Origin of the sequence: Mesorhizobium sp. B1-1-6 (assembly GCF_006443035.1) — a bacterium.
Lineage (GTDB): Bacteria > Pseudomonadota > Alphaproteobacteria > Rhizobiales > Rhizobiaceae > Mesorhizobium.
On record NZ_VFWR01000021.1, the window covers coordinates 29094 to 50671 of the forward strand.

Here is a 21578-nt window from a genome sequence, read left to right on the forward strand (position 1 = left end):
AAGCCGGCGGCCACGCCCTGGAAACCATTGTCAATGCAATCGCTTGACCGCCGCCCGGCGAATCCCGCACAGTGCGCGCAATCGACCTTGAGAGGCTGCCATGACTCGCTTCGCCCGCTCCGCCCTTGCCGCCCTGATCTCGCTCTGCACGCCATTTGGCACATCGCTTGGCTTCACCCAGGCGGCGCAAGCCGCCGATCTTGCCGTCTATTCTGACGAGGACAGCGGCATTTGCGGCGAAGCCTGGGTGCTGAACAAGATCACCAGCCGCTTCTCCTATCAGGTGCGGCACGTCCCGCACCTGCCGGATGTCGCGATCACCGATTTCCACCGCATCCACCAGCACCGCTACTTGCCGGCCAGCGAGGAATGGCCGATCGGCCGGCGCTATTGCGGCGCCACGGTCGCCCTGTCAGATGGCCGCGACCGCGCCATCTGGTACCTGATCGAGGAAGGCCAGGGCTTTGCCTCGATCGGCGACAATGTCGAATTCTGCGTCTCGGGCTTCGACCGCTGGATGGTCTACAACGGCCGCTGCCGCATCCTGCGCTAGCGGGCGGTTTCCAGTCTCGATTTCGTTAGAGCCTGCGGCTCAAGCCGCGGCCCTTTTCTGCGACTCGGGGTATCGGCCCTGACGAAAATATGTGCCGCGCGGCACGCGCCGACAATGTTTGCCAATCGCAGTGCTATTTCCTGCCTCGCGTCGCCTCGGCTTCACCGATGATCTTTCGAAGAAAGGCAACGTGACCGCGAAAAGCGCGGCGACCGATCGTCGTTGCTTTGATCCGTGTCCGCGGCCGCCGCCCGACGAAAAGCTTTTCAACATCGACGTAGCCCGCTTTGGCCAGCGTATCGAGATGCGCGCCGAGATTTCCGTCGGTGGTTTCGATCATGGCTTTCAGTTGCGTGAACTCCAGCGCCTCGCGTCTTTCCAGCGTGTTCAGGGCGGCCATGATCCTGAGACGCGTACTCTGATGGATGATGTCGTCGGCACTCATCAATTGGCTCCAATGCTGCGGACCTTGAGCTGTCACCCTACGGCTCTGCAGCTCGGGCAGTACTAACCATTCGCCTTTGTGAAAGACATCGAACACACTTGTCAGAATACTCTGGCATGCAGAGTAATCTGTCAATTCAGTGATGAAGCCAGGCTTGACAAGGTGATCGCCAGATCGGCGCATCGCATTGCACTTGTAATGCGAAGGGACCGGTCGCCTGCAAAAGATGATCATTCTCTATAAGCCGCAGCTCGTGATATTCGCGGCCGAAGATCAATGCGCGAAGCTGCTTGCTGATCTTTGCAGCTTCATGGCAGGCGCGCCCACGCAGCGCATCGAGAATGTCGATGCCAAATTGCTGGCGATATCGGAAGATAACGCCATATTTTTGCGATGATGAGTGTGATCATGTGTCGATCGCAACGAAAATTTAAGCTGAGAAAATCATATCATTGCTTCGCTGGCTAGCGAGGCGCGAGTCAGATAAGCATGACACGCCGGGCCATTAACGGTCGTCGGCATAACGCAAGGGGCATCGCATGGCTAAGCAGTCATCAAAAGCGCCGGCATCCAAGGCACCGGCAAAGAAAGCACCTGTAAAAGCGGCGGCGGCGAAAGCCGCGACCGCGGTCAAGAAAGCAGCACCCGCTGCCAAGCCAAAGGCGGCAGCGCCGAAGGCAAAGGCGGCACCGGCCAAGAAGCCGGCAGCCAAGGCCGCCGCGAAACCGGCGGCGAAGAAGGCAGCGCCCGCCAAGGCCAGCGCCGCATCCGCAAAGAAGGCTGCACCGGCCAAGAAGGCCGCTCCGGCAAAGAAAGCCGCTCCGGCCAGGAAGCCGGCTGCCAAGGCCGCGGCCAAGCCCGCTGCAAAGAAGACAGCCCCTGCCAAGGCTCCGGCCAAGGCTGCCGCGGCGAAGTCTTCGGCACCGGTGAAGAAGGCGGCGCCAGCCGCCAAGAAAGCAGCGCCGGCGAAGGCCGCGAAGAAGTAGTCGCGTTTCTTCGCGCCGGGGACCGTGTCGGCAGAAATGAGGGCAGGTGCCGTTGAGGCCTCGCGCCCTCTGCTCTGGCATTGGGGCGCAACGAGAGGGGCGGACGCCAGATATCTTTCGCAGCTCCCAGGACTTCGTCGCAGGGCGAAGTCCGGTGGGCTTTTTGTTGCGCGCTATCGTGCGGCGGCGGAACGATCGTTGGTCTTGTCCGGCCTGTCGGAGTGTTGCCGCCGTCACCATGTGGCGCATCCTGATCAAGGCGTACAAGAGACCAGGGCATGCAGGAGTGGTCGCCGGCTGCTGGCGGCTGGTTTTTCCGCTTCTGGCTGTTGCGCGGGGAAGGGCGCCCGGTCAACAGTGACGGGCTGCCAACAGGAACCCGATCATGCCGAAGCTGCTTTACGCCTCCACGTCCCCCTATAGTTCCAAGGTACGAATGGCGGCCCTTTATGCCGGCATCGCGGTCGACCTGGCGCCTGTCAAAACCGAAGACAAGCCGGCCGAACTGATCGGCGCCAATCCGCTGGGCAAGATCCCCGTGCTGGTGCTCGACGACGGCCGCTCGATCCACGACAGCCGAGCCATCACCCAGCAGCTCAACCGGATGTCGAAGAGCGCGCTGTTTCCGCGCAATCCCGACAAGCGGCTGGAAGCGGAAGTGCTGGAAGCGTTGGCGGACGGCATCTGCGACTGTGCGCTGTCGATGGTTTATGAGCGCCGCACGCGGCCCGAGGAGATGGTCTACCAGCCCTGGCTCGATCGCCAGTGGGCGAAGATCACCGCCGCGCTCGATCTACTCAACGCCAATCCGCCGAAACTGCCGAAGAAGATCACCGCCGGCCAGATGGCGCTGCGCGCCTGCCTTGGCTACCTGGCGCTGCGTTTCGCCGGGAAATGGGAAAAAGGCCGCAACCGGCTGGTCCGCTGGGCCGCGCGCTTCGATGAGAAATTCCCTGACCTGAAACCCTGCGTTCCCGCGTGAGCGGCCGACAATAAAAAAGCCGGGCGCGAGGCCCGGCTTCTTCGTGTCGTGGCTTGAACGACTTAGAACTTCATACCGACGCCGAAGGTGACGCGGTTGTCGGTGGCCTTGACCTTGCCGATGCCATCGAAGTCCTTGCTGCCGAAGTCGGTGTAGCGGTATTCGACGCGGCCGAACACATTGTCGGTCAGCTTGATGTCGGTACCAAGACCGGCGGTCCAGCCGATCATGGTGGCGCGGTCGCTGGCGCCGAGGACGCTGTCCTCCACCTTCAGGCTCCTGCCGGCGAGACCACCGGTGCCGTAGAGCAGGATTTCCGGGGTCACAGCGTAGCCGAGACGGGCACGCAGCGAGCCTTCGAAGCCGGCCTTGGAATCGATGCCATTATCGTCGCCCTTGACGCCGTTGTAGCCGAGTTCGGCTTCACCGCCGTAGACGAAGTTCTCCTGCTGCCACTGATAGCCGCCGAAGACGCTGCCGATGAAGCCCTTGGTATCGGTTTCAACGTCGAAATCCTTTTCCTTGGTACGGCCGCTGAAGCCATAGCCAAGATTAAGACCGGCATAGGGGCCGGCCCAGGACGCGACGGGCAGTTCGGCGACCGGGGCAGGCGCCGGCGGCTCTTCCTGGACCACATCGGCGGCATAGGCAGTTCCACCGAGGGCGAAGAGCCCGAGCGCTACGGCCAGCGGCCGTGCGAATTTGAGATTGGCTTGCATTGTTGTTTACTCCTTAAGCCACAGGACACAGGCTTGTTCTTACGATCGCCCATCAACCCGTCCGGGGGGTGAAACGGATCTGGCGTTCGTCGGTTCCAAATGTCGTGTCGAAATACGGCTGAAGCGAACCTGAACTTGGGTCATTCCCCGGCGCGAATGAGGCAGAAATTTGGCGTTGCATCTTCGCAACAGCGAAATGTCAGCAGATTGGCCGTGCTGCACCGCAGGTGGCTTGGTGCAAGGAGTCCAGCCCCCTATATTGTGTTGAGGCCGGCTCATTGCCGGCCGGCTCGAGATGCCGAACCGGCCGTTTCGCCACAATGTTGCCGCAGCTGCGAACGCCATTTAACGGGTGGCGGGCCATATTTTGCCGGCGCCCTCCTTCGCGCCGAAACCGAGGATTGACAACAGATGAGCAAAGCCACCGCGGCGCTGGTGACGGGCGGGGCAAAACGGATCGGTAGCGCGATTGTCGAGGATCTCGCCGCCCACGGTTTTGCCGTCGCCATTCACTGCAACCGCTCGCGCGACGACGCGGATGCGCTTGCCCAGCGGATCAACCGCGCCGGCGGCCACGCCGCCGTGGTCGCCGCCGATCTGACCGATATGGCCGAGGTCGGCGACCTGGTCGGCCGCGCCGAAGCCGCGCTCGGGCCGATCTCGCTGCTCGTCAACAACGCTTCGCTGTTCGAGGACGATTCGGTTCTTGATTTCGACTGGCAGGGCTGGGACCGCCACTTCGCCATTCATGTGAAGACTCCGGCACTGTTGACGCAGAACTTTGCCCGGGCCCTGCCGGACGGGCAGGAGGGGCTGATCGTCAACATAATCGACCAGCGTGTCTGGCGGCCGACGCCGCGCTACTTCTCCTATGCGCTGTCGAAGTCCGCCTTGTGGACGGCAACCCAGATGATGGCGCAGGCGCTCGGCCCGCGCATCCGCGTCAATGCCATCGGTCCCGGCCCGACCTTGAAGAACGCGCACCAGGAGGACAGCGACTTTGCCGCGCAACTCGCCGGTCTCATTTTGAAACGCGGCCCGCAATTGCCGGAATTCGGCGCCACAATCCGCTATCTCTGGGAAGCCCGCTCGGTTACCGGGCAGATGATCGCGCTTGATGGCGGCCAGCATCTTGCATGGCGCACACCTGATGTGACAGGCATGACGGAATGAGTCCCGCAGAGCAGAAACACAAGATGCGTGGCGGCGCCGACGATCTGCCTCCCGAAATCGACGTCGAGGACGAGGCGGCGGAGGAGATCGTCGAACCGGCCGGCCCGGACGTCGCCTTCACCGCCATCGACTGGGCGCCGCATGCCGGCGATGCCGACGGTATGGTCGGCGCCGAAGTGATCCAGACGCTGGTCAAGCGGCTGCCCAATGCGCCGGGCGTCTACCGCATGATGAATGCCAATGGCGACGTGCTCTATGTCGGCAAGGCCCGCAGCCTGAAGAAGCGCGTCACCAATTACGCGCAAGGCCGCTTCCACACCAACCGCATCGGCCGCATGGTGCGCGAGACCGCGACGATGGAGTTCGTCGTCACCCGCACCGAGATCGAGGCGCTGCTGTTGGAGGCCAACCTCATCAAGCGGCTGCGGCCACGTTTCAACGTGCTGATGCGCGACGACAAGTCGTTTCCCTACATTCTCTTGACGGGCGACCATGTCTCGCCCGGCATCTACAAGCATCGCGGCGCGCGTTCGCGCAAAGGTGATTATTTCGGCCCCTTCGCTTCCGCGGGCGCGGTCGGCCGCACCATCAATTCCTTGCAGCGCGCCTTCCTCCTGAGGAGTTGCACCAACTCCTTCTACGAGAACCGCACGCGGCCTTGCCTGCTCTATCAGATCAAGCGCTGCGCCGGTCCGTGCACCGGCGAGATTTCGCATAGCGACTATGCCGAGCTGGTCGCCGAGGCGAAGGATTTTCTTTCCGGCCGCAGCCAGAAGGTGAAGACCGAGATTTCGGCCGCCATGCAGCAGGCCTCGCAAGACCTCGATTTCGAGCGCGCCGCCATCTATCGAGACCGGCTGGCGGCACTCTCGCACGTGCAGAGCCACCAGGGCATCAATCCGCAGACCGTCGACGAGGCCGATGTCTTCGCAATCCATCAGGAGGGCGGCCAGGTCTGCATCCAGGTGTTCTTCTTCCGCACCGGCCAGAACTGGGGCAACCGCGCCTATTTCCCGAAGGCCGATCCGGCGCTGGAAGGGGCCGAGGTGCTGGGCTCGTTCCTGGCGCAGTTCTATGACGACAAGCCGACGCCGCGCGCCATTCTGCTGTCGCACGCCGTGGAGGACCAGGAACTGTTGGCCGAGGCGCTCTCGACCCGCGCCGGCCGCAAAGTATCGATCTCGGTGCCGCAGCGCGGCGAGAAGAAGGACCTGACCGACAACGCGTTGCAAAATGCCCGCGAGGCGCTCGGCCGTCGGCTGGCCGAAACCTCGACGCAGGCCAGGTTGCTCGCCGGCTTCGCCGAGACCTTCGGGCTCGAAAAGCCGCCGGTGCGCATCGAGGTCTACGACAATTCGCACATCATGGGCACCAACGCCGTCGGCGCCATGGTCGTCGCCGGGCCGGAAGGTTTTGTGAAGAACCAGTACCGGAAATTCAATATCCGCTCGACCGAGATCACGCCCGGCGACGATTTCGGCATGATGCGCGAAGTGATGGAGCGGCGCTTTTCACGATTGCTCAAGGAGCATGGCGATGTGACGCCCAACGATGCCGCGGCAGGCGAGGCGGACAGCGATGAGGGCGACATGTCGGGCGGCTTCCCTGCCTGGCCCGACGTCATCCTGATCGATGGCGGCCAGGGCCAGATGAGCGCCGTGCGCAAGATCCTCGCCGATCTCGGCATCGAGGACCGGGTCGTGGCCATCGGCATCGCCAAGGGCCAGGACCGCGACGCGGGCCGCGAGCGCTTCTTCGTCAAGGGCAGGGACTCGTTTTCGCTGCCGGTACGCGACCCGGTGCTCTATTTTGTCCAGCGCCTACGCGACGAGGTTCACCGTTTCGCCATCGGCTCGCACCGGGCCCGCCGCAAGAAGGAGATGGTCAAGAGCCCGCTCGACGAGATCGGCGGCATCGGCCCCAGCCGCAAGCGGGCGCTGCTGATGCATTTCGGCACCGCCAAGGCGGTCGGTCGCGCGGCAATCGAGGACCTGGTAAAGGTCGAAGGCATTTCCGAGCAGGTGGCCAGACTGGTTTACAACCATTTCCACGAGAACTGATGCATGTCGCCCGAAAGCGACCGTCGGCTCCCGGGCGAAGCAAGGAGCGGCGCGGCGTAGCCCGCGAGATGACAAGATTAGCCTATTTTTGCTGGCCAATCGATTTTGGCCTGTTGACCCCCTACATCAGCTTCTGATTTGAGTACGCAGGCAGAAAGAGTTCCCCCGGATATGGCTCAGCGCGCGTTCAACCTTCCGAACATCCTCACCTACGCCCGCATTATCGCGGTGCCGCTGGTGGTGCTGTGCTTTTTCCTCGAGGGACATCTGAAGTCGAGCGACTTCGCCCGCTGGTCGGCGCTGATCATTTTCCTGCTGGCGTCCATCACCGACTATTTCGATGGCTATTTCGCCCGCGCCTGGAAGCAGACCTCGAACATCGGCAAGATGCTCGACCCCATTGCCGACAAGCTGCTGGTCGCGACATGCCTGCTGCTGCTTGCCGCCGACACCGACCGCCATGCCGGCATTGCCGGCTGGTCTCTGTGGGCGGCGATCATCATCCTGTGCCGCGAAATCCTGGTTTCGGGCCTGCGCGAATATTTGGCCGCGCTCAAGGTCTCCGTGCCGGTGACGCAGCTTGCCAAATGGAAAACCACTATCCAGATGGTCGCCATCGCCTTCCTGCTCGCCGGGCCGGCCGGCGACAAGATTTTTCCGCTCACCACACAGACCGGCCTGGTGCTGTTGTGGATCGCTGCCCTGGTCACGCTTTACACCGGCTATGACTACTTCCGCGCCGGCCTCAAGCACATCATGGACGAATAGGATGACGAAGCTCATCTACTTCGCCTGGGTGCGGGAGCGAATCGGCAAGCCGGACGAAGACGTGGACTTGCCGCATGGCGTCGAGACGGTCGCGGACCTCTTGCGCTGGCTGAAGTCGCGCGGCGAGGAATACGACCATGCGCTGCAATATCCCGACGTGATCCGCGTCGCTATCAACCAGGAACATGTCGAGCACGGCGAAAAGATATCTGGCGCGCGCGAGATCGCGCTGTTTCCGCCGATGACCGGGGGCTGAGATGGCCGGCGCGGTCGTACCTGTCGTGCGCGTTCAGCGCCGAGATTTTGACGTCGCCGCCGAAATCGCCAGACTGACGCAAGGCCGCGCCGACATCGGCGCTGTGGTCACCTTCTCGGGCCTGTGCCGTGACGAGCAGGGGACGCTCTCGGCCCTTGAGCTCGAGCATTATCCGGGTATGGCAGAGGCCGAAATCGCCCGCATCGCGGCCGAAGCGGTTCAGCGCTGGCCGCTGCAGGGCATCACCGCCATCCACCGTCATGGCAAGATCCGGCCAGGCGAGAACATCGTGCTGGTGGTGGCGGCCTCCGTGCATCGGCAAGCCGCGTTCGAGGCGGCGAATTTCCTCATGGATTATCTGAAGTCGCAGGCTCCCTTCTGGAAAAAGGAGCATCATGCCGACGGCTCCGAGGGCGGCTGGGTCGAGGCCAAGGAGAAAGACGAGCAGGCGGCAGGGCGCTGGAAAAGGCCACCGTCCGAATAATTTTGCATCAGCCACGCATTGACCGCAATCCTTTGGCCAATTCGTTGTTGGTCAGCCTGGGCTGTGGCCAGCCCGGGGAAGGGAGATGGTCGTGCTGGACAGGATAGCGGAGTTCTTCGTCTTCGGTTTCGTGCCTCTGGTCGTCGGTATACTGGCCGTGCCGGAACTCTCCGTGGCCGCCGAAAAAGCCCTGAAAGGCGAGGTGACCTACCGCGAGCGCATCGCTTTGCCGCCCAATGCCGTGCTCTCGGTCCAGCTTGCCGATGTCTCGTTGGCCGACGCGCCCGCCAAAATCGTCGGCGAACAGAAGCTGACGCCGGCAGGCCAGGTGCCGATCAGCTTTGCGGTCAAATTCGATCCGTCCCGGATCCAGCGGCGGATGACCTATGCGTTGCAGGTCCGCATCACCGTCGGCGACAGGCTCCTGTTCATCTCGGATGAGCGCCATCAAGTCGATCCGCTGACCGATGCGCCGCAAACAATCATGCTCAAGATGGTGACGCCAAGTCCCGAGCCCACTGCTTCCGTTCTCGATCAGCTTTGGCTTCTCGATTATGTCGACGGCGTAGCCATCACCGCATCGCAAGCGACATTCCGGGTGAGTGAAGCAGGCAAGGCCGACGGCAACGGTCCCTGCAACAGCTATTTTGCCACCGCCAACCTCGATGGCCAGAAGATCGCGATCCGCGACATCGGCTCGACCTACAAGGCCTGCGCGCCCGAGGTGATGGCGGAGGAAAAGGCGCTGTTCGAGGCTCTGGCAAAGGCGGCTTCGTATAAAGTCGATGCCGGCAAGTTGACCATCGCCGACGGGAACGGCCGCGAAATCCTGCGTTTCAGCGCCGCGAGCTGATGCCGTGAAAGGGCTGTCGGCGGAGGTCAGCCGCTCATTTTTTCGAACACGGCGCCATAGTGGTAGGGCGGCACCTCGACCAGCTCGATGAATTTGAGGCCGGCCGCCTCGACGGCCGTGATGGTCTGTTCCGGCGATATCCTCAATTCGGTCTTCGGTCCGCGGGGCTCGCCGAGCACCGTGGTTTGTTCACGCGGCTGCTGATGCCAGTTGACGACAACAAAGCGTCCGGCAGGGACGAGCGCTTCGCTAACGGCTCGCGCCAGCCGTGGCCGGTCCGGCACGCCGTGGAAGGCGTTTGCCATGAAGATGAAATCGACGGGGCGGGATATCAGGCTCGCGAGTTCATAGGCATCGCCCGCTACGAGATCGAAATTCCTCGTGCCGTTTTCATTGAGCCGGCGACGGGTGACGTCGAGCAGGTCGGTATCGATATCGATGCCGACGACATGGCGGGCGACCCTGGCGATGGGCAACGTAAACCAGCCGTCGCCACAGCAGAGGTCGGCCACCTCCATGCCCGGCTTCAGTCCCGTTGACGAAAGCACGGCACCGGGGTCGGGCCACAGCACCTCCCACCAGCCGCTCGATGGCATCTCGGTGCCCTGGAAGAAGCCGGGAATGGTGCTGGTCATGCTTCGCCGGCTCCCTGTGCCTGACCGACTTTAGCGCGGGCAAGGGTTCAACGGCAGTGCCGGATCGATCCGTTTCAATGAAAAAGGCCGGCAATCCGCCGGCCTTTTTCGGTCACAATGCCAGGGTCGGCTCAGCCGACGATCTCGGTGTCGGAGAACCAGTACTTGATCTCCTGCGCGGCGGTTTCCGGCGCGTCCGAACCGTGCACCGAATTCTCGCCGATCGACAGCGCATGCACCTTGCGGATGGTGCCTTCGGCGGCGTTGGCCGGGTTGGTGGCGCCCATCACCTCACGGTTCCTGGCAATGGCGTTCTCGCCTTCCAGCACCTGCACGATCGTCGGCGCCGACGACATGAATTCCACCAGCTCGCCGAAGAACGGACGATCCTTGTGGACGGCGTAAAAACCTTCCGCCTCACGGCGGCTCATCCAAACGCGGCGCGAAGCGATGACGCGCAGACCGGCATCTTCCAGCATCTTGGTGATAGCGCCGGTGAGATTGCGCCGCGTTGCGTCCGGCTTGATCATGGAAAAGGTGCGTTCGAGCGCCATTGGGTCGTCCTTGTCTGGTTGGATTGGGAGTGGCGGGCTCTATACAAGCCGGCCGGCCCATTGCCAAGAGGAAGTCGACAGAGGTGTCGACAGGGGAAGTCGACGCCATGCGCGTTTGCGTGCCGGGCCGATATCGGCGATGCCGCCAGCCCGAGATCGGACGGCTGCAATATTAGGCTTTGCTTGCTATAGTCACATGTCGGCGCCGCGCTGAGGTCGGCCCGGATGGAGACCATGACCATGACAGACGATCGCCAGGAGCGCATTCGCAGCCGCGCACATCATATCTGGCAGGAAGAAGGGCAACCGGCCGGACAGCATGAGCGCCATTGGCAACAGGCGACGGCCGACATCGACCAGGAGGACGCAGGGTCATCCGCGGTGAAGAAGCCAGCAAGAAAGGCGGCCGTCGCCAGCAAGGCAAAAACCGCGCCCAAAGAGGCCAAGACCGCCGCCAAGCCCGGCAAGCCAAAAAAGGCGGCCAAATAAGACCTGGCCATAGCGGAGCCGATGGCTCGTCGTTGGCCCTGCCGCAAGGTCAGGCGCTAAGGTTTCACGCGGCCGCCGCAACCGTCCGACCCAGCCCGCCATGCAGGTCGAGGCAGCGGGCGAACCACTGCGCCACGACATCGTGGTCGTCGAGCAATGGGTAGGGCGAGGCGATGCGTGCCCATTGCAGCGCGCCGAACACGATATAGTCGGCAAACAGGGGCGAATCTCCGCCTATGAATGGCTGATAGGCGAGCATCGAGCGCAGCGGCTCCAGCGAAGCCCTGAAATTGCCAAGCCCGGCGTCCCGCGCGGCCATCACCTCTTCCAGGCTCTTGCCCAGGCGCTCCTCCCGGCTCTGGCGGAAATAGGCGGCGTTCTCCGTATCCTGCATGGCATAAAGGTCCATGATCGCGGCGGTGGTCACATAGGGATGGATGGTCAGTTGCGACCAGCGCTCGATGAAGCGCGCCATGGCCTTGCCGCCTTCGCCGCCAAACAGCGACGGCCGGTCCGGATAGGTTTCGTCGAGATAAAGCGCGATGGCGAAGGAATCCGCGACGACCGTCTCGCCGTCGCGGATCACCGGCACGAGTTTCGATGCGCCGCCCTCGACGCGGGGCACTTCGAGAAAACGCGTCGGCACCGCGCTGATCTCCAGCCCCTTATGCGCCAGCGCCATCGTCGCCTTCCAGCAATGCGGGCTGAACGGGCGGGTGGCGTCGCGTCCGACGAGATCATAAAGCAGAATGGTCATTGGCGGCGGCTTCCTTGCGGTTTAGGTATCCCGCAACGCCTCGACACAGGCCGGCGGGAGAAAAGATGAAACGGCACTTCATGATGTTTGCGGCCTATAATCAATGGGCCAATGGCCGCATCTACGATGCCGCCGCCGATCTCGACGAAGAGGAATTCAATCGCGACGTCGGCGCTTTCTTCGGCTCGATGAAGGGCACGCTCAACCATCTCCTGGCCGCCGATCGCATCTGGATGAAGCGCTTTACCGGCGAGGGCGATGCGCCGACGGCGCTGGACGCCATACTGTACCAGGCGTTGCCGGGCCTGCGCATGGCGCGCGAGGCGGAGGACCGGCGGATCGTCGACTGGGTTGGCGGTTTGAGCGACAAGGCGCTGTCGGGCCGCTTTATATACATGACGGTATCGGACATGCGCACCGTCTCGCAACGGCTGGCTCCGGCGCTCGACCACGTCTTCAACCACCAGACCCACCACCGCGGCCAGGCCCATATGATCCTGACGGTTCTGGGCCGCCCTTCCGTGCAGCTCGATCTGGCGCATTTCCAGCGCACCGAGGAAGGGCGCGCATACGCCTGATTTCGGCCGCCGGCTGCGATAGAGCAGTTTTCACCGTTTCACGGAAACTGCGAACTGAGGGCCGAAAGACGTTGGAGCGCGTTATGACCGACGGCGCGTGTTTTACAGATATTGGCCTTCCAACCGGGCCGCCCAAGTCTGCCGACCCGAAAAATTAGCTTTTCTAGTTTGCACGGAGCCGATTTCCCTAAAAAATATTTGACTGCAAGTCTTGATTCGTTTTGAGATTTGCTGGTCCGTTTGGGGGACGCGGTTAAATAAATGCATCGACGAAATTCTTCTCTGGGGTAGATGATTTTGTCGCAAATAGGGTGAAAGATTTGTCAAATATCGAGGATAAGACCGTTATCGAGCTGACCGCTGACATTGTCTCGGCCTATGTCGGCAACAACCCGCTGCCGGTTTCCGGCCTGCCTGACCTGATTGCCAGCGTCAGTGCCTCGGTGCGAAAGCTCGGAGGTGCCGTTGTCGCGGAAAGTCCAAGCCTGGTTCCTGCGGTGAACCCGAAGAAGTCGGTTTTTCCCGACTACATCGTCTGCCTGGAAGACGGCAAGAAGTTCAAGTCGCTCAAGCGGCACCTCAGGACGGACTATGGGCTGAGCCCGGATGAGTATCGCACCAAATGGGGCCTGCCGCCCGACTATCCGATGGTCGCTCCGAACTACTCAGCGACACGGTCAGCGCTGGCGAAGTCGACGGGACTTGGCCGCAAGCCGGCAGCGCCGGCCCCCGTGGCCAAGGCGACAAAGCGCGGCAAAGCCAGCGCCTGAGCGCGGCCGACCGCAGCCGGAAGCCTCTGAGCTGCGATGTTGACGGCGCCATTGCGCGCGCCGTTTTCATGCCTTGCGTGGCCAACCGGCCCGCAAGGTCTTGCGAAGCGCCGGTCTCCCGTGCAAAAGCGCGGCCATGCTTATCATCAACGACCTCTCGCTGCGCATGGCGGGGCGCTTGCTTCTCGACCATGCCTCGCTGACCTTGCCGGCCGGCACCAAGGCCGGACTTGTCGGCCGCAACGGTACCGGCAAGACCACGCTGTTCAAGGCCATAACAGGCGATTTCCCTTCCGAGACGGGCTCGATCAGCCTGCCGAAGAACACGCGGATCGGCCAGGTGGCGCAAGAAGCGCCCGGAACCGAGGAGCCGCTGATCGAGATCGTGCTCAAGGCCGACCTCGAGCGCACGGCGCTGCTCGAGGAGGAAAAGACGGCGACCGATCCGCACCGTATTGCCGACATCCATATGCGGCTGGCCGATATCGACGCGCATTCGGCCGAGTCGCGCGCCGCCACCATCCTGGCCGGTCTCGGCTTCGACGACGCCGCGCAGCGCCGTCCGGCCTCCTCATTTTCCGGCGGTTGGCGCATGCGCGTGGCGCTCGCTGCCGTGCTGTTTTCCGAACCCGATCTTCTGCTGCTCGACGAGCCCACCAACTATCTCGATCTCGAAGGCACGCTGTGGCTCGAAAACTATGTTTCCAAATATCCGCACACGGTGCTGCTGATCTCGCACGATCGCGACCTGCTTAACCGCGCCGTCAACTCGATCGTCCATCTCGACCAGAAGAAGCTGACCTTCTGGCGCGGCGGCTACGACCAGTTCGAACGCCAGTACACCGAGCAGAAAGAACAGCAGGAAAAGGGCCGCATCAAGCAGGAAGCCGCCCGCAAGCATATGGAATCCTTCGTCGAGCGTTTTCGCGCAAAGGCATCCAAGGCAAGACAAGCTCAGTCCCGCATCAAGGCGCTTGAAAAGATGAAGCCGATCACGGCCATCGTGAACGACACGGTGCGGCCATTTTCTTTCCCGGAGCCGGTGAAGACGGTGGCCTCGCCGATCGTCGCGCTGAACAATGTCAATGTCGGCTATACCCCCGGTGAGCCGATTCTGAAGAAAATGACCTTGCGCATCGATGCCGACGACCGAATCGCGCTGCTTGGCGCGAATGGCAACGGCAAATCGACCTTCGCCAAGCTTCTGTCCGGTCGCCTGAAGCAGGAGACCGGCACCATGACCGTGGCGCCCGGGCTGAAGGTGGCGATCTTTGCACAGCACCAGCTCGACGATCTCAGGCCTGAGGAAAACGCCTATGAGCATGTTCGCAGGCTGATGCCGGAAGCGCCGGAATCGAAAGTGCGCGGCCGTGTCGCCCAGTTTGGGCTCACCACCGAAAAGATGAACACGGCGGCGAAAGACCTGTCCGGCGGCGAGAAGGCGCGGCTGTTGATGGGTTTGTCGGCCTTCGAGGGGCCGAACCTGTTCATCCTTGACGAGCCGACCAATCATCTCGACATCGACAGCCGCGAATCCTTGATCCATGCGCTGAATGAGTTCCCCGGCGCCGTCATCCTGATCTCGCACGACCGCCATCTCCTGGAAGCGACGGCGGACCGGCTGTGGTTGGTCAAGGATGGCGCCGTCAACCCCTATGACGGCGACCTCGAAGACTACAAGACGCTGGTCACAGGCGTGTCCGGCGACCGGCGCGAGCGGCGCGAGGCGGAAAAAGCCTCGAAGGCCGACCGCCGCCGCGAGGCGGCCCAGCGCCGCGCCGCCTTTGAGCCGCTGGCCAAGGAAATTCGCGCCACGGAAGCGCTGATGGACCGCATCCGCAAGCGCATCGACGGCATCGAGGACGAACTGGCCAACCCGGCGATCTACGAAAAGGATCCGTCGACGGCGACAAGGCTGGCGAAGGAGCGATCGCAACTCGCCCAGACGCTCGCCGGCCACGAGGAAAAGTGGCTGACCATGTCGGCCGAATACGAGGAAGGCACGGCGGAGTAGTTACCCTCCCCTTGTGGGGAGGGTCGATCCGCGAAGCGGAGCGGGGTGGGGGTCTGCGCCACAACCCACCCGGCGCTACGCGCCGACCCTCTCCTTCAAGGGGACGGTCAGATCTGGCCCTACACGCCTTGTTCGAAAGCGGCTAAACAAACCCCATGAACCAGCACGCCAGCCTTCGCATCGGCCATTCGGCCTGTCCGCATGATTGCCCGTCGACCTGCGCGCTCGAGGTCGAGTTGCTTGACGGCAACCGCATCGGCCGCGTCCATGGTGCCAAGTCCAACAACTATACGGCCGGCGTCGTCTGCGCCAAGGTTGCTCGTTACGCCGACCGCGTCCACCATCCCGACCGCTTGCTGAAGCCGCTGGTGCGCAAAGGCGCCAAGGGCGAGGGCGCCTGGCAGGAAACAAGTTGGGAGGCGGCGCTGGACCTCGTCGCCGAAAAGTTCATCGCGGCCGAGGAAAAATACGGCTCGGAGACGGTCTGGCCCTATTTCTATGCCGGCACGATGGGGCTGGTGCAGCGCGACGGCATCGAGCGGCTGCGGCATGCGAAGAGATATTCGGGCTTCTTCGGCTCGATCTGCACCAACCTGGCCTGGACCGGCTGGATGATGGGGGCGGGCGCGCTGCGCGGTCCCGACCCGCGCGAAATGGCCAAGTCCGATTGCGTGGTGATCTGGGGCACCAATGCCGTGGTGACCCAAGTCAACGTCATGACCCACGCCATCAAGGCACGCAAGGAGCGCGGTGCCAGGATCGTGGTCATCGACGTCTATGAGAACGCCACGATGAAGCAGGCCGACATGGGCCTTGTCCTGAAGCCTGGCACCGATGGCGCGCTGGCTTGCGCGGTCATGCATGTGCTGTTCAGGGAAGGCTTGGCCGACCGCGCCTATCTCGAGAAATACACCGATGACCCGAAAGGTCTGGAAGCGCATCTGCGCACGCGCTCACCCGAATGGGCGGCCGCGATCACTGGACTGACTGTGGCCGAGATCGAGAACTTTGCCCGTCTCGTCGGCATGACCAGGAAAACCTATTTCCGCCTCGGCTACGGCTTTGCCCGCCAGCGCAACGGCGCGGTCAACATGCATGCCGCCTCCTGCATCGCCGCCGTCACCGGCGCCTGGCAATATGAGGGCGGCGGCGCCTTCCACTCCAATTCCGGCATCTTCAAGCTCAACCAAGAGGTGCTGGAGGGCACGCGCATGCGCGATCCCTCGATCCGCTATCTCGATCATTCGCGCATCGGCCCGGTGCTGACGGGAGCGCCGGATGCGCTCTATGGCGGGCCGCCGGTGACGGCGCTGCTCATCCAGAACACCAACCCGGCCAATGTCGCGCCCGAGCAGCGACTGGTGAAGCAGGGTTTCTTGCGTGAGGATCTGTTCACCTGCGTGCACGAGCAGTTCATGACCGACACGGCCAAGCTCGCCGACGTCGTGCTGCCGGCAACGATGTTCGTCGAGCATGACGACATCTACAAGGGCGGCGGCAACCAGCACATCACGCTCGGCCCGAAACTGATCGAGCCGCCGGAAGGGCCGCGCACCAACCATTTCGTCATCGAGCAATTGGCTGAGCGCCTCGGCGTCGCCGACAGGCCGGGCTTCGGTCTCACCGAACAGCAGCATATCGATATCATTCTGGGCAAGCGCGGGCTGGGCAGCTTTGCCAGCCTGAAGGAGCAGAAATGGGTTGACCTGCAGCCGGATTTCGAAACCGCGCATTTCACCAAGGGCTTCGGCCATGCGGACGGCAAATTCCGCTTCCGCGCCGATTGGACCGGACAAGCCGCCCCCAATAGGCCGCCGAAAAGCATGGGCCTGTTCGGCCCGGTGGAGCAGTTGCCGCAATTTCCTGATCATGTCGACCTGATCGAGGTTGCCGACGAGGCGCATCCGTTCCGGCTGGCTACGTCGCCGGCACGCAACTTCCTCAACTCGACCTTTTCCGAAACGCCGGTGTCGAAGGCCAAGGAAGGCCGGCCGGAATTGCTCTTGCATCCCGACGATGCCGCCGCACACGGTTTGGCAGAGGGCGATCGTGTCGAACTCGGCAATGCGCGCGGCGAGGTGGTGCTGCATGCGAGGCTGTTCGACGGCATCAAGCGCGGCGTGGTGATCGCCGAAGGCATCTGGCCGAACAGCGCGCATGAGCGCGGCGAGGGCATCAACGTGCTGACTGGCGCCGATGCACCCGCACCCTATGGCGGCGCGGCATTCCACGACAACAAGGTGTGGCTGCGCAAGGCAAGCTGAGCGGCCTCAGCTCATACCGGCAGGGTTTCGGCCGTCCTTTTTCTGTTCTGCCGGAGACGAATGTCGTCGGCGATCGCCTGGGCTTCGATTCCGATTTCGCGCAGCAGGCCGGTGACCGAATTGTGGAAGCCGACGAGATAAAGACCGAGTTCCGAAGCGCGCGCATTGACGCCGCTGGCGCCAGGCTCGACGCCGGGCTGGAGGAATTTGGCATAGGCTGGGCGGTAGCCGGTGGCGAAGATGATCGCGTCGAAGTCGCTGTGCCGACCATCGACGAAACGGGCGCCGCCTTCTGATATCTCGGCAATGTCGGGCGCGACCTTGATCGCGCCTTCGCGGATCTTGCCGATGGTGCCGACATCGATCACCGGGATGCGCGACGCCAGGGATATCTGCTCCAGCAATCCCTGCTTGGGCCGTTTGAGCCCATATTTCTCCAGCCTGCCCAACACCAGATCGAAGATGATAGGGAAGACGGCGTCATTGACGCGTCGCGGCCCCAGGCGCGTCGCCATGCTGACGACCTGGATGGGCACCCCGAGCAGTTCGCGCGGCACGATATGGACGCCGCCGCGCACGGAGATCGTCGGATGCGCGCCGCCTTCCGCCAGGTCGAGCGCGATCTCGGCGCCGGTGTTGCCCATGCCGATGACCAGCACCGACTGGCCGGCAAACGGCGTGTTGTTGCGGTAATCCGCGCTGTGCAGACTTTTGCCCTTGAAACTGCCGGCGCCGGCGAATGCCGGCATCAGCGGCTCGGCATTGTATCCCGAGGCAATCACCACATGCGAAGCGCGCACGGTGCCTGATGTCGCTTCGACGCCCCAGCTTCTGCCCTGCCGGCGGATCGCCCGCACCGCTTCTCCAAAGCGGGGCCGCAGATCGAAGCGTTGCGCATAGGTATCGAGGTATTCGACGAACAGATCACGTGGCACATAGCGCGGATAATGCCTGGGGAAGGGCACGAAGGGCAGGGATGAATAGCGCTTGGTCGTGTGCAGGTGGACGCGCTCGTAGTGGCGCCGCCAGGCGGGAGCGGGCTGCTGCTCTTTTTCAAGCAAGATGAAGTCGACCCCGGCCTGCCGCAGGCACGCGGCAACGGCCAGGCCCGCCGGCCCGGCACCGATGATCGCAACCGGGGTGGTGTCGTGCAAGCGCGCCTCCCGCCGCTAATTCGCGATGCGGAGAATGGCGAAAGCATGCCAGACATGCAACCTGATCGCTCATCCCGGCAGCGGCACCGTCAGGCCGACCTTGACGCGGTCCATGGCCACGAAGGTGCGGAATTTGCGGACATTGTTGCTGTTGAAGAACAGGCGCCGCGTCAGCGCCTCATAGGCGCTCATGTCGGCCACCGTGATGGCCAGGATGAAGTCGGCCTCGCCTGTCACATAGTAGCACTGCTGGACTTCCGGCGCCGCCAGGAATTGCCGCTTGGCCGCGTCGATAAGTTCGGTGCGTTCGCTTTCGAGTTCGACCTCGACGAAGATGGTGATGGGCTGGCCGACCGCCGCCGGTTCGATGACCGCGACATTGGCCGCGATGACGCCGGTCTGTTGCATGCGCTTGATACGGCGCTGCACCGCCGGCGCCGACAGGTTCACGGCCTCGCCGATCAGTCGCTGCGGCGTCGTGTTGTCCTTCTGCAGCACGGCGAGAATGGCGAGGTCGAAACTGTCGAGCGAGGCTGGCAACGCGGGCAATGGCATGTCCTGAGGAAACAAACTTGCATTTCGGGGCCTTGAATACAGCGCTTTTTGCGCCTGCCTTGCAATATAGTCTCGTTGTCAGCCAAGGAGGCCTTGATGTTCCTGCTCAACCGCAATGCCTTGCACGGCAGCCCACTCGATCCGGTCGACGCCGAAACGCTTGGGGTTGCGGGGGCCGACGCGGCCGAGCGTTTCCTGTCCCATCGCGCCAATCATCAGGAGACGCCGCTGGATGCGCTGCCGGCGCTGGCCGCCGAACTGGGCATTGGCGCCATCCACCTCAAGGATGAGGGTTTTCGCCTCGGCCTCGGTAGCTTCAAGGCTCTTGGGGGCGCTTATGCCGTCGTTCATCTGGTGCTGGAGGAAGCCGGCCGCCGGCTTGGCAGGCCGCTCGGCATCGCCGATCTCGATCAGCCCGATGTCAGGGCGGTCGCCGCCACCATGACGATGGTTTGCGCGACCGACGGCAATCACGGCCGCTCGGTGGCACAGGGCGCGCGGCTTGTCGGGGCCAGGGCGACGATCTTCGTCCATGCCGGCGTCAGCGACGAGCGCATCACGGCTATCGCCCGCTACGGCGCCGAGATGATCCGCGTCGACGGCAACTACGATGATTCGGTCAGGCAAGCCGCACGCGTCGCGACGGACAAGGGCTGGACCGTCGTGTCCGATACGTCGTGGCCGGGCTATGAGCGCATTCCAGGCCTCGTCATGCAAGGCTACACCGCGATCATGCGCGAGGCGCTGCGCCAGCTCGGCGAACCGCCGACCCATGTCTTCGTCCAGGCTGGGGTCGGCGGCATTGCCGCCGCCCTGGCTGGCCATCTCGCCATCGTGCTCGGCGATGCCAGGCCGGTCTTCACGGTGGTCGAGCCCGCACGTGCCGCTTGCATCCTGGGCGCCGCCAGGGCTGGCCATCCTGTCAAGATCGCGCATGGCGAAGCGACTGTCATGGCAATGCTCGAATGCTACGAGGCGTCGCCTGTCGCCTGGCGCGTGCTGGCGCGTGCCGCCGATGCGTTCATGACCGTCGACGAGGAGGATGCGGTCGCCGTGATGCGGAGGCTTGCGCGGCCGGCCGGCGGCGATCCGGCCATCGTTGCCGGCGAAAGCGGCGGGGTCGGCCTGGCCGGATTGGTCCGGGCGCTGGCCGACAACAGGGGCGAACTCGGCCTCGACAGGCTCTCGCGGGTGCTGGTCGTCAACACCGAAGGTGCAACCGATCCCAAGCGTTATGCCGAACTCGTCGGCGTGGCCGCCGCGGATGTACTTGCGGGCAAAGTACTTTCTGGAGCAACGCCATGATCTCGGTCGACGCGCGGCGGCTGCTTGACCGTATTCGGGACCTCGGCGCCATCGGCCGCGACGGCGAGGGCCGGCTGGTGCGGCTTGCCGCCTCGGACGCCGACCGGCAGGGCCGCGACCGCTTCGTCGGCTGGTTGCGCGAGGCGGGGCTCGAAGTCGCCATCGACCGCATGGGCAATATCTTCGGCATCTGGCGGACGCCTGGGAATGCCGGGCAGGCGCCGATCCTGATAGGCTCGCATATCGATACGGTCATAGATGCCGGCATTTATGACGGCTGTTACGGCGTGCTGGCCGGGCTGGAGGCAATCGAGACACTGAAGGCGTCAGGCTTTGTCCTGTCGCGCCCGTTGGCCGTCGCCGCCTTCACCAATGAGGAAGGCGTGCGCTATTCCCCCGACATGATGGGCTCGCTGGTTCATGCCGGCGGTGTTGCGATCGACGAGGCGCTGGCGGCCGTGGGGACGGACGGCAGCGTGCTCGGGCAGGAACTGGCGAGCATCGGCTATGCCGGCGACGAGCAGCCGGGCTTCCTCAAGCCGCATACCTATCTCGAACTGCATATCGAGCAGGGCCCGGTGCTGGAGCGCGAAGGCGTGCCGATCGGCGCGGTGGAAAACCTGCAAGGCATCTCCTGGCAGCGCATCACCATCGACGGGGTCGCCAACCATGCCGGCACCACGCCGATGTCGATGCGCAGCGACGCCGGCCATGCGGCCGCCCGTGTCGTCGCCTTCCTGCACGATCGTGCCAAGGCTTCGAACACGCCGACCGTCGCCACCGTCGGCACGATGCGTTTCGAGCCCAACGCCATCAACGTCATTCCCTCGCGAGCGGTCTTCACCATCGACCTGCGCGATCCTTTCGAGCACCGGTTGCAGGCGGAGGAAGCAGCACTCGCCGCTCACCTCGAAGAACTCGCCGCCGCCGAAGGCGTGACGATCTCGGTCGAGCGGCTGGCGCGCTTCGAGCCGGTGATCTTCGACAGCCGCATCGTGGAGCTGATCGAGGCCGCTGCCATCAGTCGCGGGCTGGTTTCGAAGCGCATGACGTCCGGCGCCGGCCATGATGCGCAGATGATGGCGCGTATCGCACCTGCCGCGATGATCTTCGTGCCGAGCGCCGGCGGCATCAGCCATAATCCGCGCGAATACACCGAGGATACCGAGCTCGTCGCCGGCGCCAACATTCTGCTCGATGTCGTCACCCGACTTGCAACCTAGT

The 21578-nt window shown here is 63.4% G+C and carries 24 protein-coding genes; 17 read left to right on the forward strand and 7 right to left on the reverse strand.

Annotation, left to right across the window (positions count from 1 at the left end; translation table 11 throughout):
- Positions 1 to 100: 100 nt before the first annotated feature.
- Positions 101 to 553 (forward strand): hypothetical protein, encoded by a 453-nt coding sequence (locus FJ979_RS29415; RefSeq protein WP_140494414.1) that lies wholly within the window; start codon positions 101 to 103, stop codon positions 551 to 553.
- Positions 554 to 686: 133 nt separating this feature from the next.
- Here the strand turns inward: FJ979_RS29415 and FJ979_RS29420 are convergent, their stop codons facing one another.
- Positions 687 to 998, reverse strand: coding sequence for a transcriptional regulator (locus FJ979_RS29420; protein WP_140584483.1), 312 nt, complete (start codon positions 996 to 998; stop codon positions 687 to 689).
- 226 nt (positions 999 to 1224) lie between these two features.
- On the opposite strand from FJ979_RS29420, the gene FJ979_RS32720 reads away from it, so the two are divergent.
- The 3 genes from FJ979_RS32720 (at position 1225) to FJ979_RS29430 (ending at position 2966) form a co-directional block, all read left to right on the forward strand.
- On the forward strand, positions 1225 to 1395 hold the full coding sequence (locus tag FJ979_RS32720; RefSeq protein WP_181181821.1) for a hypothetical protein: 171 nt from the start codon (positions 1225 to 1227) through the stop codon (positions 1393 to 1395).
- Between the two features lie 142 nt (positions 1396 to 1537).
- Positions 1538 to 1984 (forward strand): histone, encoded by a 447-nt coding sequence (locus tag FJ979_RS29425; protein WP_140555732.1) that lies wholly within the window; start codon positions 1538 to 1540, stop codon positions 1982 to 1984.
- Positions 1985 to 2369: 385 nt separating this feature from the next.
- The gene (locus FJ979_RS29430; RefSeq protein ID WP_140494408.1) at positions 2370 to 2966 is read left to right on the forward strand and encodes a glutathione S-transferase family protein; all 597 of its coding nucleotides are present in this window, start codon (positions 2370 to 2372) and stop codon (positions 2964 to 2966) included.
- A gap of 62 nt (positions 2967 to 3028) precedes the next feature.
- Here the strand turns inward: FJ979_RS29430 and FJ979_RS29435 are convergent, their stop codons facing one another.
- Complete coding sequence (locus FJ979_RS29435) at positions 3029 to 3685, reverse strand: outer membrane protein (RefSeq protein WP_140494406.1); 657 nt, start codon at positions 3683 to 3685, stop codon at positions 3029 to 3031.
- 411 nt (positions 3686 to 4096) lie between these two features.
- On the opposite strand from FJ979_RS29435, the gene FJ979_RS29440 reads away from it, so the two are divergent.
- The 6 genes from FJ979_RS29440 (at position 4097) to FJ979_RS29465 (ending at position 9279) form a co-directional block, all read left to right on the forward strand.
- Positions 4097 to 4858, forward strand: coding sequence for an SDR family oxidoreductase (locus FJ979_RS29440; RefSeq protein ID WP_140584458.1), 762 nt, complete (start codon positions 4097 to 4099; stop codon positions 4856 to 4858).
- Positions 4855 to 6918: an excinuclease ABC subunit UvrC gene (uvrC, locus tag FJ979_RS29445; RefSeq protein ID WP_140584459.1), complete on the forward strand. Its 2064-nt coding sequence runs from the start codon at positions 4855 to 4857 to the stop codon at positions 6916 to 6918. Before FJ979_RS29440 ends, uvrC begins: the two co-directional genes overlap by 4 nt.
- A gap of 171 nt (positions 6919 to 7089) precedes the next feature.
- Positions 7090 to 7686 carry a CDP-diacylglycerol--glycerol-3-phosphate 3-phosphatidyltransferase gene (pgsA, locus tag FJ979_RS29450; RefSeq protein WP_140494400.1) on the forward strand — a complete coding sequence of 199 codons (597 nt, stop codon included), beginning with the start codon at positions 7090 to 7092 and terminating at the stop codon, positions 7684 to 7686.
- A gap of 1 nt (position 7687) precedes the next feature.
- Positions 7688 to 7942: a molybdopterin converting factor subunit 1 gene (gene moaD / locus FJ979_RS29455; RefSeq protein WP_140520631.1), complete on the forward strand. Its 255-nt coding sequence runs from the start codon at positions 7688 to 7690 to the stop codon at positions 7940 to 7942.
- Between the two features lies 1 nt (position 7943).
- Entirely contained in the window at positions 7944 to 8426 is a 483-nt protein-coding gene (locus tag FJ979_RS29460; protein ID WP_140494394.1) for a molybdenum cofactor biosynthesis protein MoaE, read from the forward strand.
- Between the two features lie 85 nt (positions 8427 to 8511).
- On the forward strand, positions 8512 to 9279 hold the full coding sequence (locus FJ979_RS29465) for a YbaY family lipoprotein (RefSeq protein WP_246679386.1): 768 nt from the start codon (positions 8512 to 8514) through the stop codon (positions 9277 to 9279).
- 26 nt (positions 9280 to 9305) lie between these two features.
- Here FJ979_RS29465 and FJ979_RS29470 read toward each other — a convergent pair whose 3' ends face one another.
- Together FJ979_RS29470 and ndk are read right to left on the reverse strand one after the other, a co-directional pair.
- Entirely contained in the window at positions 9306 to 9914 is a 609-nt protein-coding gene (locus FJ979_RS29470; protein WP_140520628.1) for a class I SAM-dependent methyltransferase, read from the reverse strand.
- 131 nt (positions 9915 to 10045) lie between these two features.
- A complete protein-coding gene (ndk, locus tag FJ979_RS29475; RefSeq protein ID WP_010915217.1) occupies positions 10046 to 10468 on the reverse strand; it encodes a nucleoside-diphosphate kinase in 423 nt (140 codons plus the stop codon).
- Between the two features lie 240 nt (positions 10469 to 10708).
- On the opposite strand from ndk, the gene FJ979_RS29480 reads away from it, so the two are divergent.
- Positions 10709 to 10957: a DUF2934 domain-containing protein gene (locus FJ979_RS29480; RefSeq protein ID WP_224620106.1), complete on the forward strand. Its 249-nt coding sequence runs from the start codon at positions 10709 to 10711 to the stop codon at positions 10955 to 10957.
- Between the two features lie 64 nt (positions 10958 to 11021).
- On the opposite strand, the gene FJ979_RS29485 is transcribed toward FJ979_RS29480, so the two are convergent.
- Positions 11022 to 11714: a glutathione S-transferase family protein gene (locus tag FJ979_RS29485; protein ID WP_140584462.1), complete on the reverse strand. Its 693-nt coding sequence runs from the start codon at positions 11712 to 11714 to the stop codon at positions 11022 to 11024.
- A 65-nt stretch (positions 11715 to 11779) separates the two neighbouring features.
- Between FJ979_RS29485 and FJ979_RS29490 the strand changes: the two genes are divergently transcribed.
- The 4 genes from FJ979_RS29490 (at position 11780) to FJ979_RS29505 (ending at position 17340) form a co-directional block, all read left to right on the forward strand.
- On the forward strand, positions 11780 to 12292 hold the full coding sequence (locus FJ979_RS29490; protein WP_140494383.1) for a DinB family protein: 513 nt from the start codon (positions 11780 to 11782) through the stop codon (positions 12290 to 12292).
- Between the two features lie 320 nt (positions 12293 to 12612).
- On the forward strand, positions 12613 to 13062 hold the full coding sequence (locus tag FJ979_RS29495) for a MucR family transcriptional regulator (protein ID WP_140494381.1): 450 nt from the start codon (positions 12613 to 12615) through the stop codon (positions 13060 to 13062).
- Positions 13063 to 13198: 136 nt separating this feature from the next.
- On the forward strand, positions 13199 to 15076 hold the full coding sequence (locus FJ979_RS29500; protein WP_140494379.1) for an ABC-F family ATP-binding cassette domain-containing protein: 1878 nt from the start codon (positions 13199 to 13201) through the stop codon (positions 15074 to 15076).
- Positions 15077 to 15231: 155 nt separating this feature from the next.
- On the forward strand, positions 15232 to 17340 hold the full coding sequence (locus tag FJ979_RS29505) for a molybdopterin oxidoreductase family protein (RefSeq protein ID WP_140584463.1): 2109 nt from the start codon (positions 15232 to 15234) through the stop codon (positions 17338 to 17340).
- Between the two features lie 11 nt (positions 17341 to 17351).
- Here FJ979_RS29505 and FJ979_RS29510 read toward each other — a convergent pair whose 3' ends face one another.
- Both FJ979_RS29510 and FJ979_RS29515 read right to left on the reverse strand, forming a co-directional pair.
- Positions 17352 to 18494 (reverse strand): NAD(P)/FAD-dependent oxidoreductase, encoded by a 1143-nt coding sequence (locus FJ979_RS29510; RefSeq protein WP_140584464.1) that lies wholly within the window; start codon positions 18492 to 18494, stop codon positions 17352 to 17354.
- Positions 18495 to 18563: 69 nt separating this feature from the next.
- On the reverse strand, positions 18564 to 19049 hold the full coding sequence (locus tag FJ979_RS29515) for an Lrp/AsnC family transcriptional regulator (RefSeq protein ID WP_181165174.1): 486 nt from the start codon (positions 19047 to 19049) through the stop codon (positions 18564 to 18566).
- A 96-nt stretch (positions 19050 to 19145) separates the two neighbouring features.
- Here FJ979_RS29515 and FJ979_RS29520 point away from each other — a divergent pair, with 96 nt between their 5' ends.
- Both FJ979_RS29520 and FJ979_RS29525 read left to right on the forward strand, forming a co-directional pair.
- Positions 19146 to 20354, forward strand: coding sequence for a diaminopropionate ammonia-lyase (locus FJ979_RS29520; protein WP_140584465.1), 1209 nt, complete (start codon positions 19146 to 19148; stop codon positions 20352 to 20354).
- A complete protein-coding gene (locus FJ979_RS29525) occupies positions 20351 to 21577 on the forward strand; it encodes a Zn-dependent hydrolase (RefSeq protein WP_140584466.1) in 1227 nt (408 codons plus the stop codon). Before FJ979_RS29520 ends, FJ979_RS29525 begins: the two co-directional genes overlap by 4 nt.
- Position 21578 lies beyond the last annotated feature (1 nt).

Bases quoted from the DNA above. Each gene is read 5' to 3' on its own strand.
- FJ979_RS29435 (WP_140494406.1), bottom strand. From the start codon at position 3,685: ATGCAAGCCAATCTCAAATTCGCACGGCCGCTGGCCGTAGCGCTCGGG.
- FJ979_RS29485 (WP_140584462.1), bottom strand. From the start codon at position 11,714: ATGACCATTCTGCTTTATGATCTCGTCGGACGCGACGCCACCCGCCCG.
- FJ979_RS29490 (WP_140494383.1), top strand. From the start codon at position 11,780: ATGAAACGGCACTTCATGATGTTTGCGGCCTATAATCAATGGGCCAAT.
- moaD (WP_140520631.1), top strand. From the start codon at position 7,688: ATGACGAAGCTCATCTACTTCGCCTGGGTGCGGGAGCGAATCGGCAAG.
- FJ979_RS29420 (WP_140584483.1), bottom strand. From the start codon at position 998: ATGAGTGCCGACGACATCATCCATCAGAGTACGCGTCTCAGGATCATG.
- ndk (WP_010915217.1), bottom strand. From the start codon at position 10,468: ATGGCGCTCGAACGCACCTTTTCCATGATCAAGCCGGACGCAACGCGG.
- FJ979_RS29430 (WP_140494408.1), top strand. From the start codon at position 2,370: ATGCCGAAGCTGCTTTACGCCTCCACGTCCCCCTATAGTTCCAAGGTA.
- uvrC (WP_140584459.1), top strand. From the start codon at position 4,855: ATGAGTCCCGCAGAGCAGAAACACAAGATGCGTGGCGGCGCCGACGAT.
- FJ979_RS29500 (WP_140494379.1), top strand. From the start codon at position 13,199: ATGCTTATCATCAACGACCTCTCGCTGCGCATGGCGGGGCGCTTGCTT.
- FJ979_RS29505 (WP_140584463.1), top strand. From the start codon at position 15,232: ATGAACCAGCACGCCAGCCTTCGCATCGGCCATTCGGCCTGTCCGCAT.
- FJ979_RS29480 (WP_224620106.1), top strand. From the start codon at position 10,709: ATGACAGACGATCGCCAGGAGCGCATTCGCAGCCGCGCACATCATATC.
- FJ979_RS29465 (WP_246679386.1), top strand. From the start codon at position 8,512: ATGGTCGTGCTGGACAGGATAGCGGAGTTCTTCGTCTTCGGTTTCGTG.
- FJ979_RS29460 (WP_140494394.1), top strand. From the start codon at position 7,944: ATGGCCGGCGCGGTCGTACCTGTCGTGCGCGTTCAGCGCCGAGATTTT.
- FJ979_RS29520 (WP_140584465.1), top strand. From the start codon at position 19,146: ATGTTCCTGCTCAACCGCAATGCCTTGCACGGCAGCCCACTCGATCCG.
- pgsA (WP_140494400.1), top strand. From the start codon at position 7,090: ATGGCTCAGCGCGCGTTCAACCTTCCGAACATCCTCACCTACGCCCGC.
- FJ979_RS29425 (WP_140555732.1), top strand. From the start codon at position 1,538: ATGGCTAAGCAGTCATCAAAAGCGCCGGCATCCAAGGCACCGGCAAAG.
- FJ979_RS29440 (WP_140584458.1), top strand. From the start codon at position 4,097: ATGAGCAAAGCCACCGCGGCGCTGGTGACGGGCGGGGCAAAACGGATC.
- FJ979_RS29525 (WP_140584466.1), top strand. From the start codon at position 20,351: ATGATCTCGGTCGACGCGCGGCGGCTGCTTGACCGTATTCGGGACCTC.
- FJ979_RS29470 (WP_140520628.1), bottom strand. From the start codon at position 9,914: ATGACCAGCACCATTCCCGGCTTCTTCCAGGGCACCGAGATGCCATCG.
- FJ979_RS32720 (WP_181181821.1), top strand. From the start codon at position 1,225: ATGATCATTCTCTATAAGCCGCAGCTCGTGATATTCGCGGCCGAAGAT.
- FJ979_RS29515 (WP_181165174.1), bottom strand. From the start codon at position 19,049: ATGCCATTGCCCGCGTTGCCAGCCTCGCTCGACAGTTTCGACCTCGCC.
- FJ979_RS29415 (WP_140494414.1), top strand. From the start codon at position 101: ATGACTCGCTTCGCCCGCTCCGCCCTTGCCGCCCTGATCTCGCTCTGC.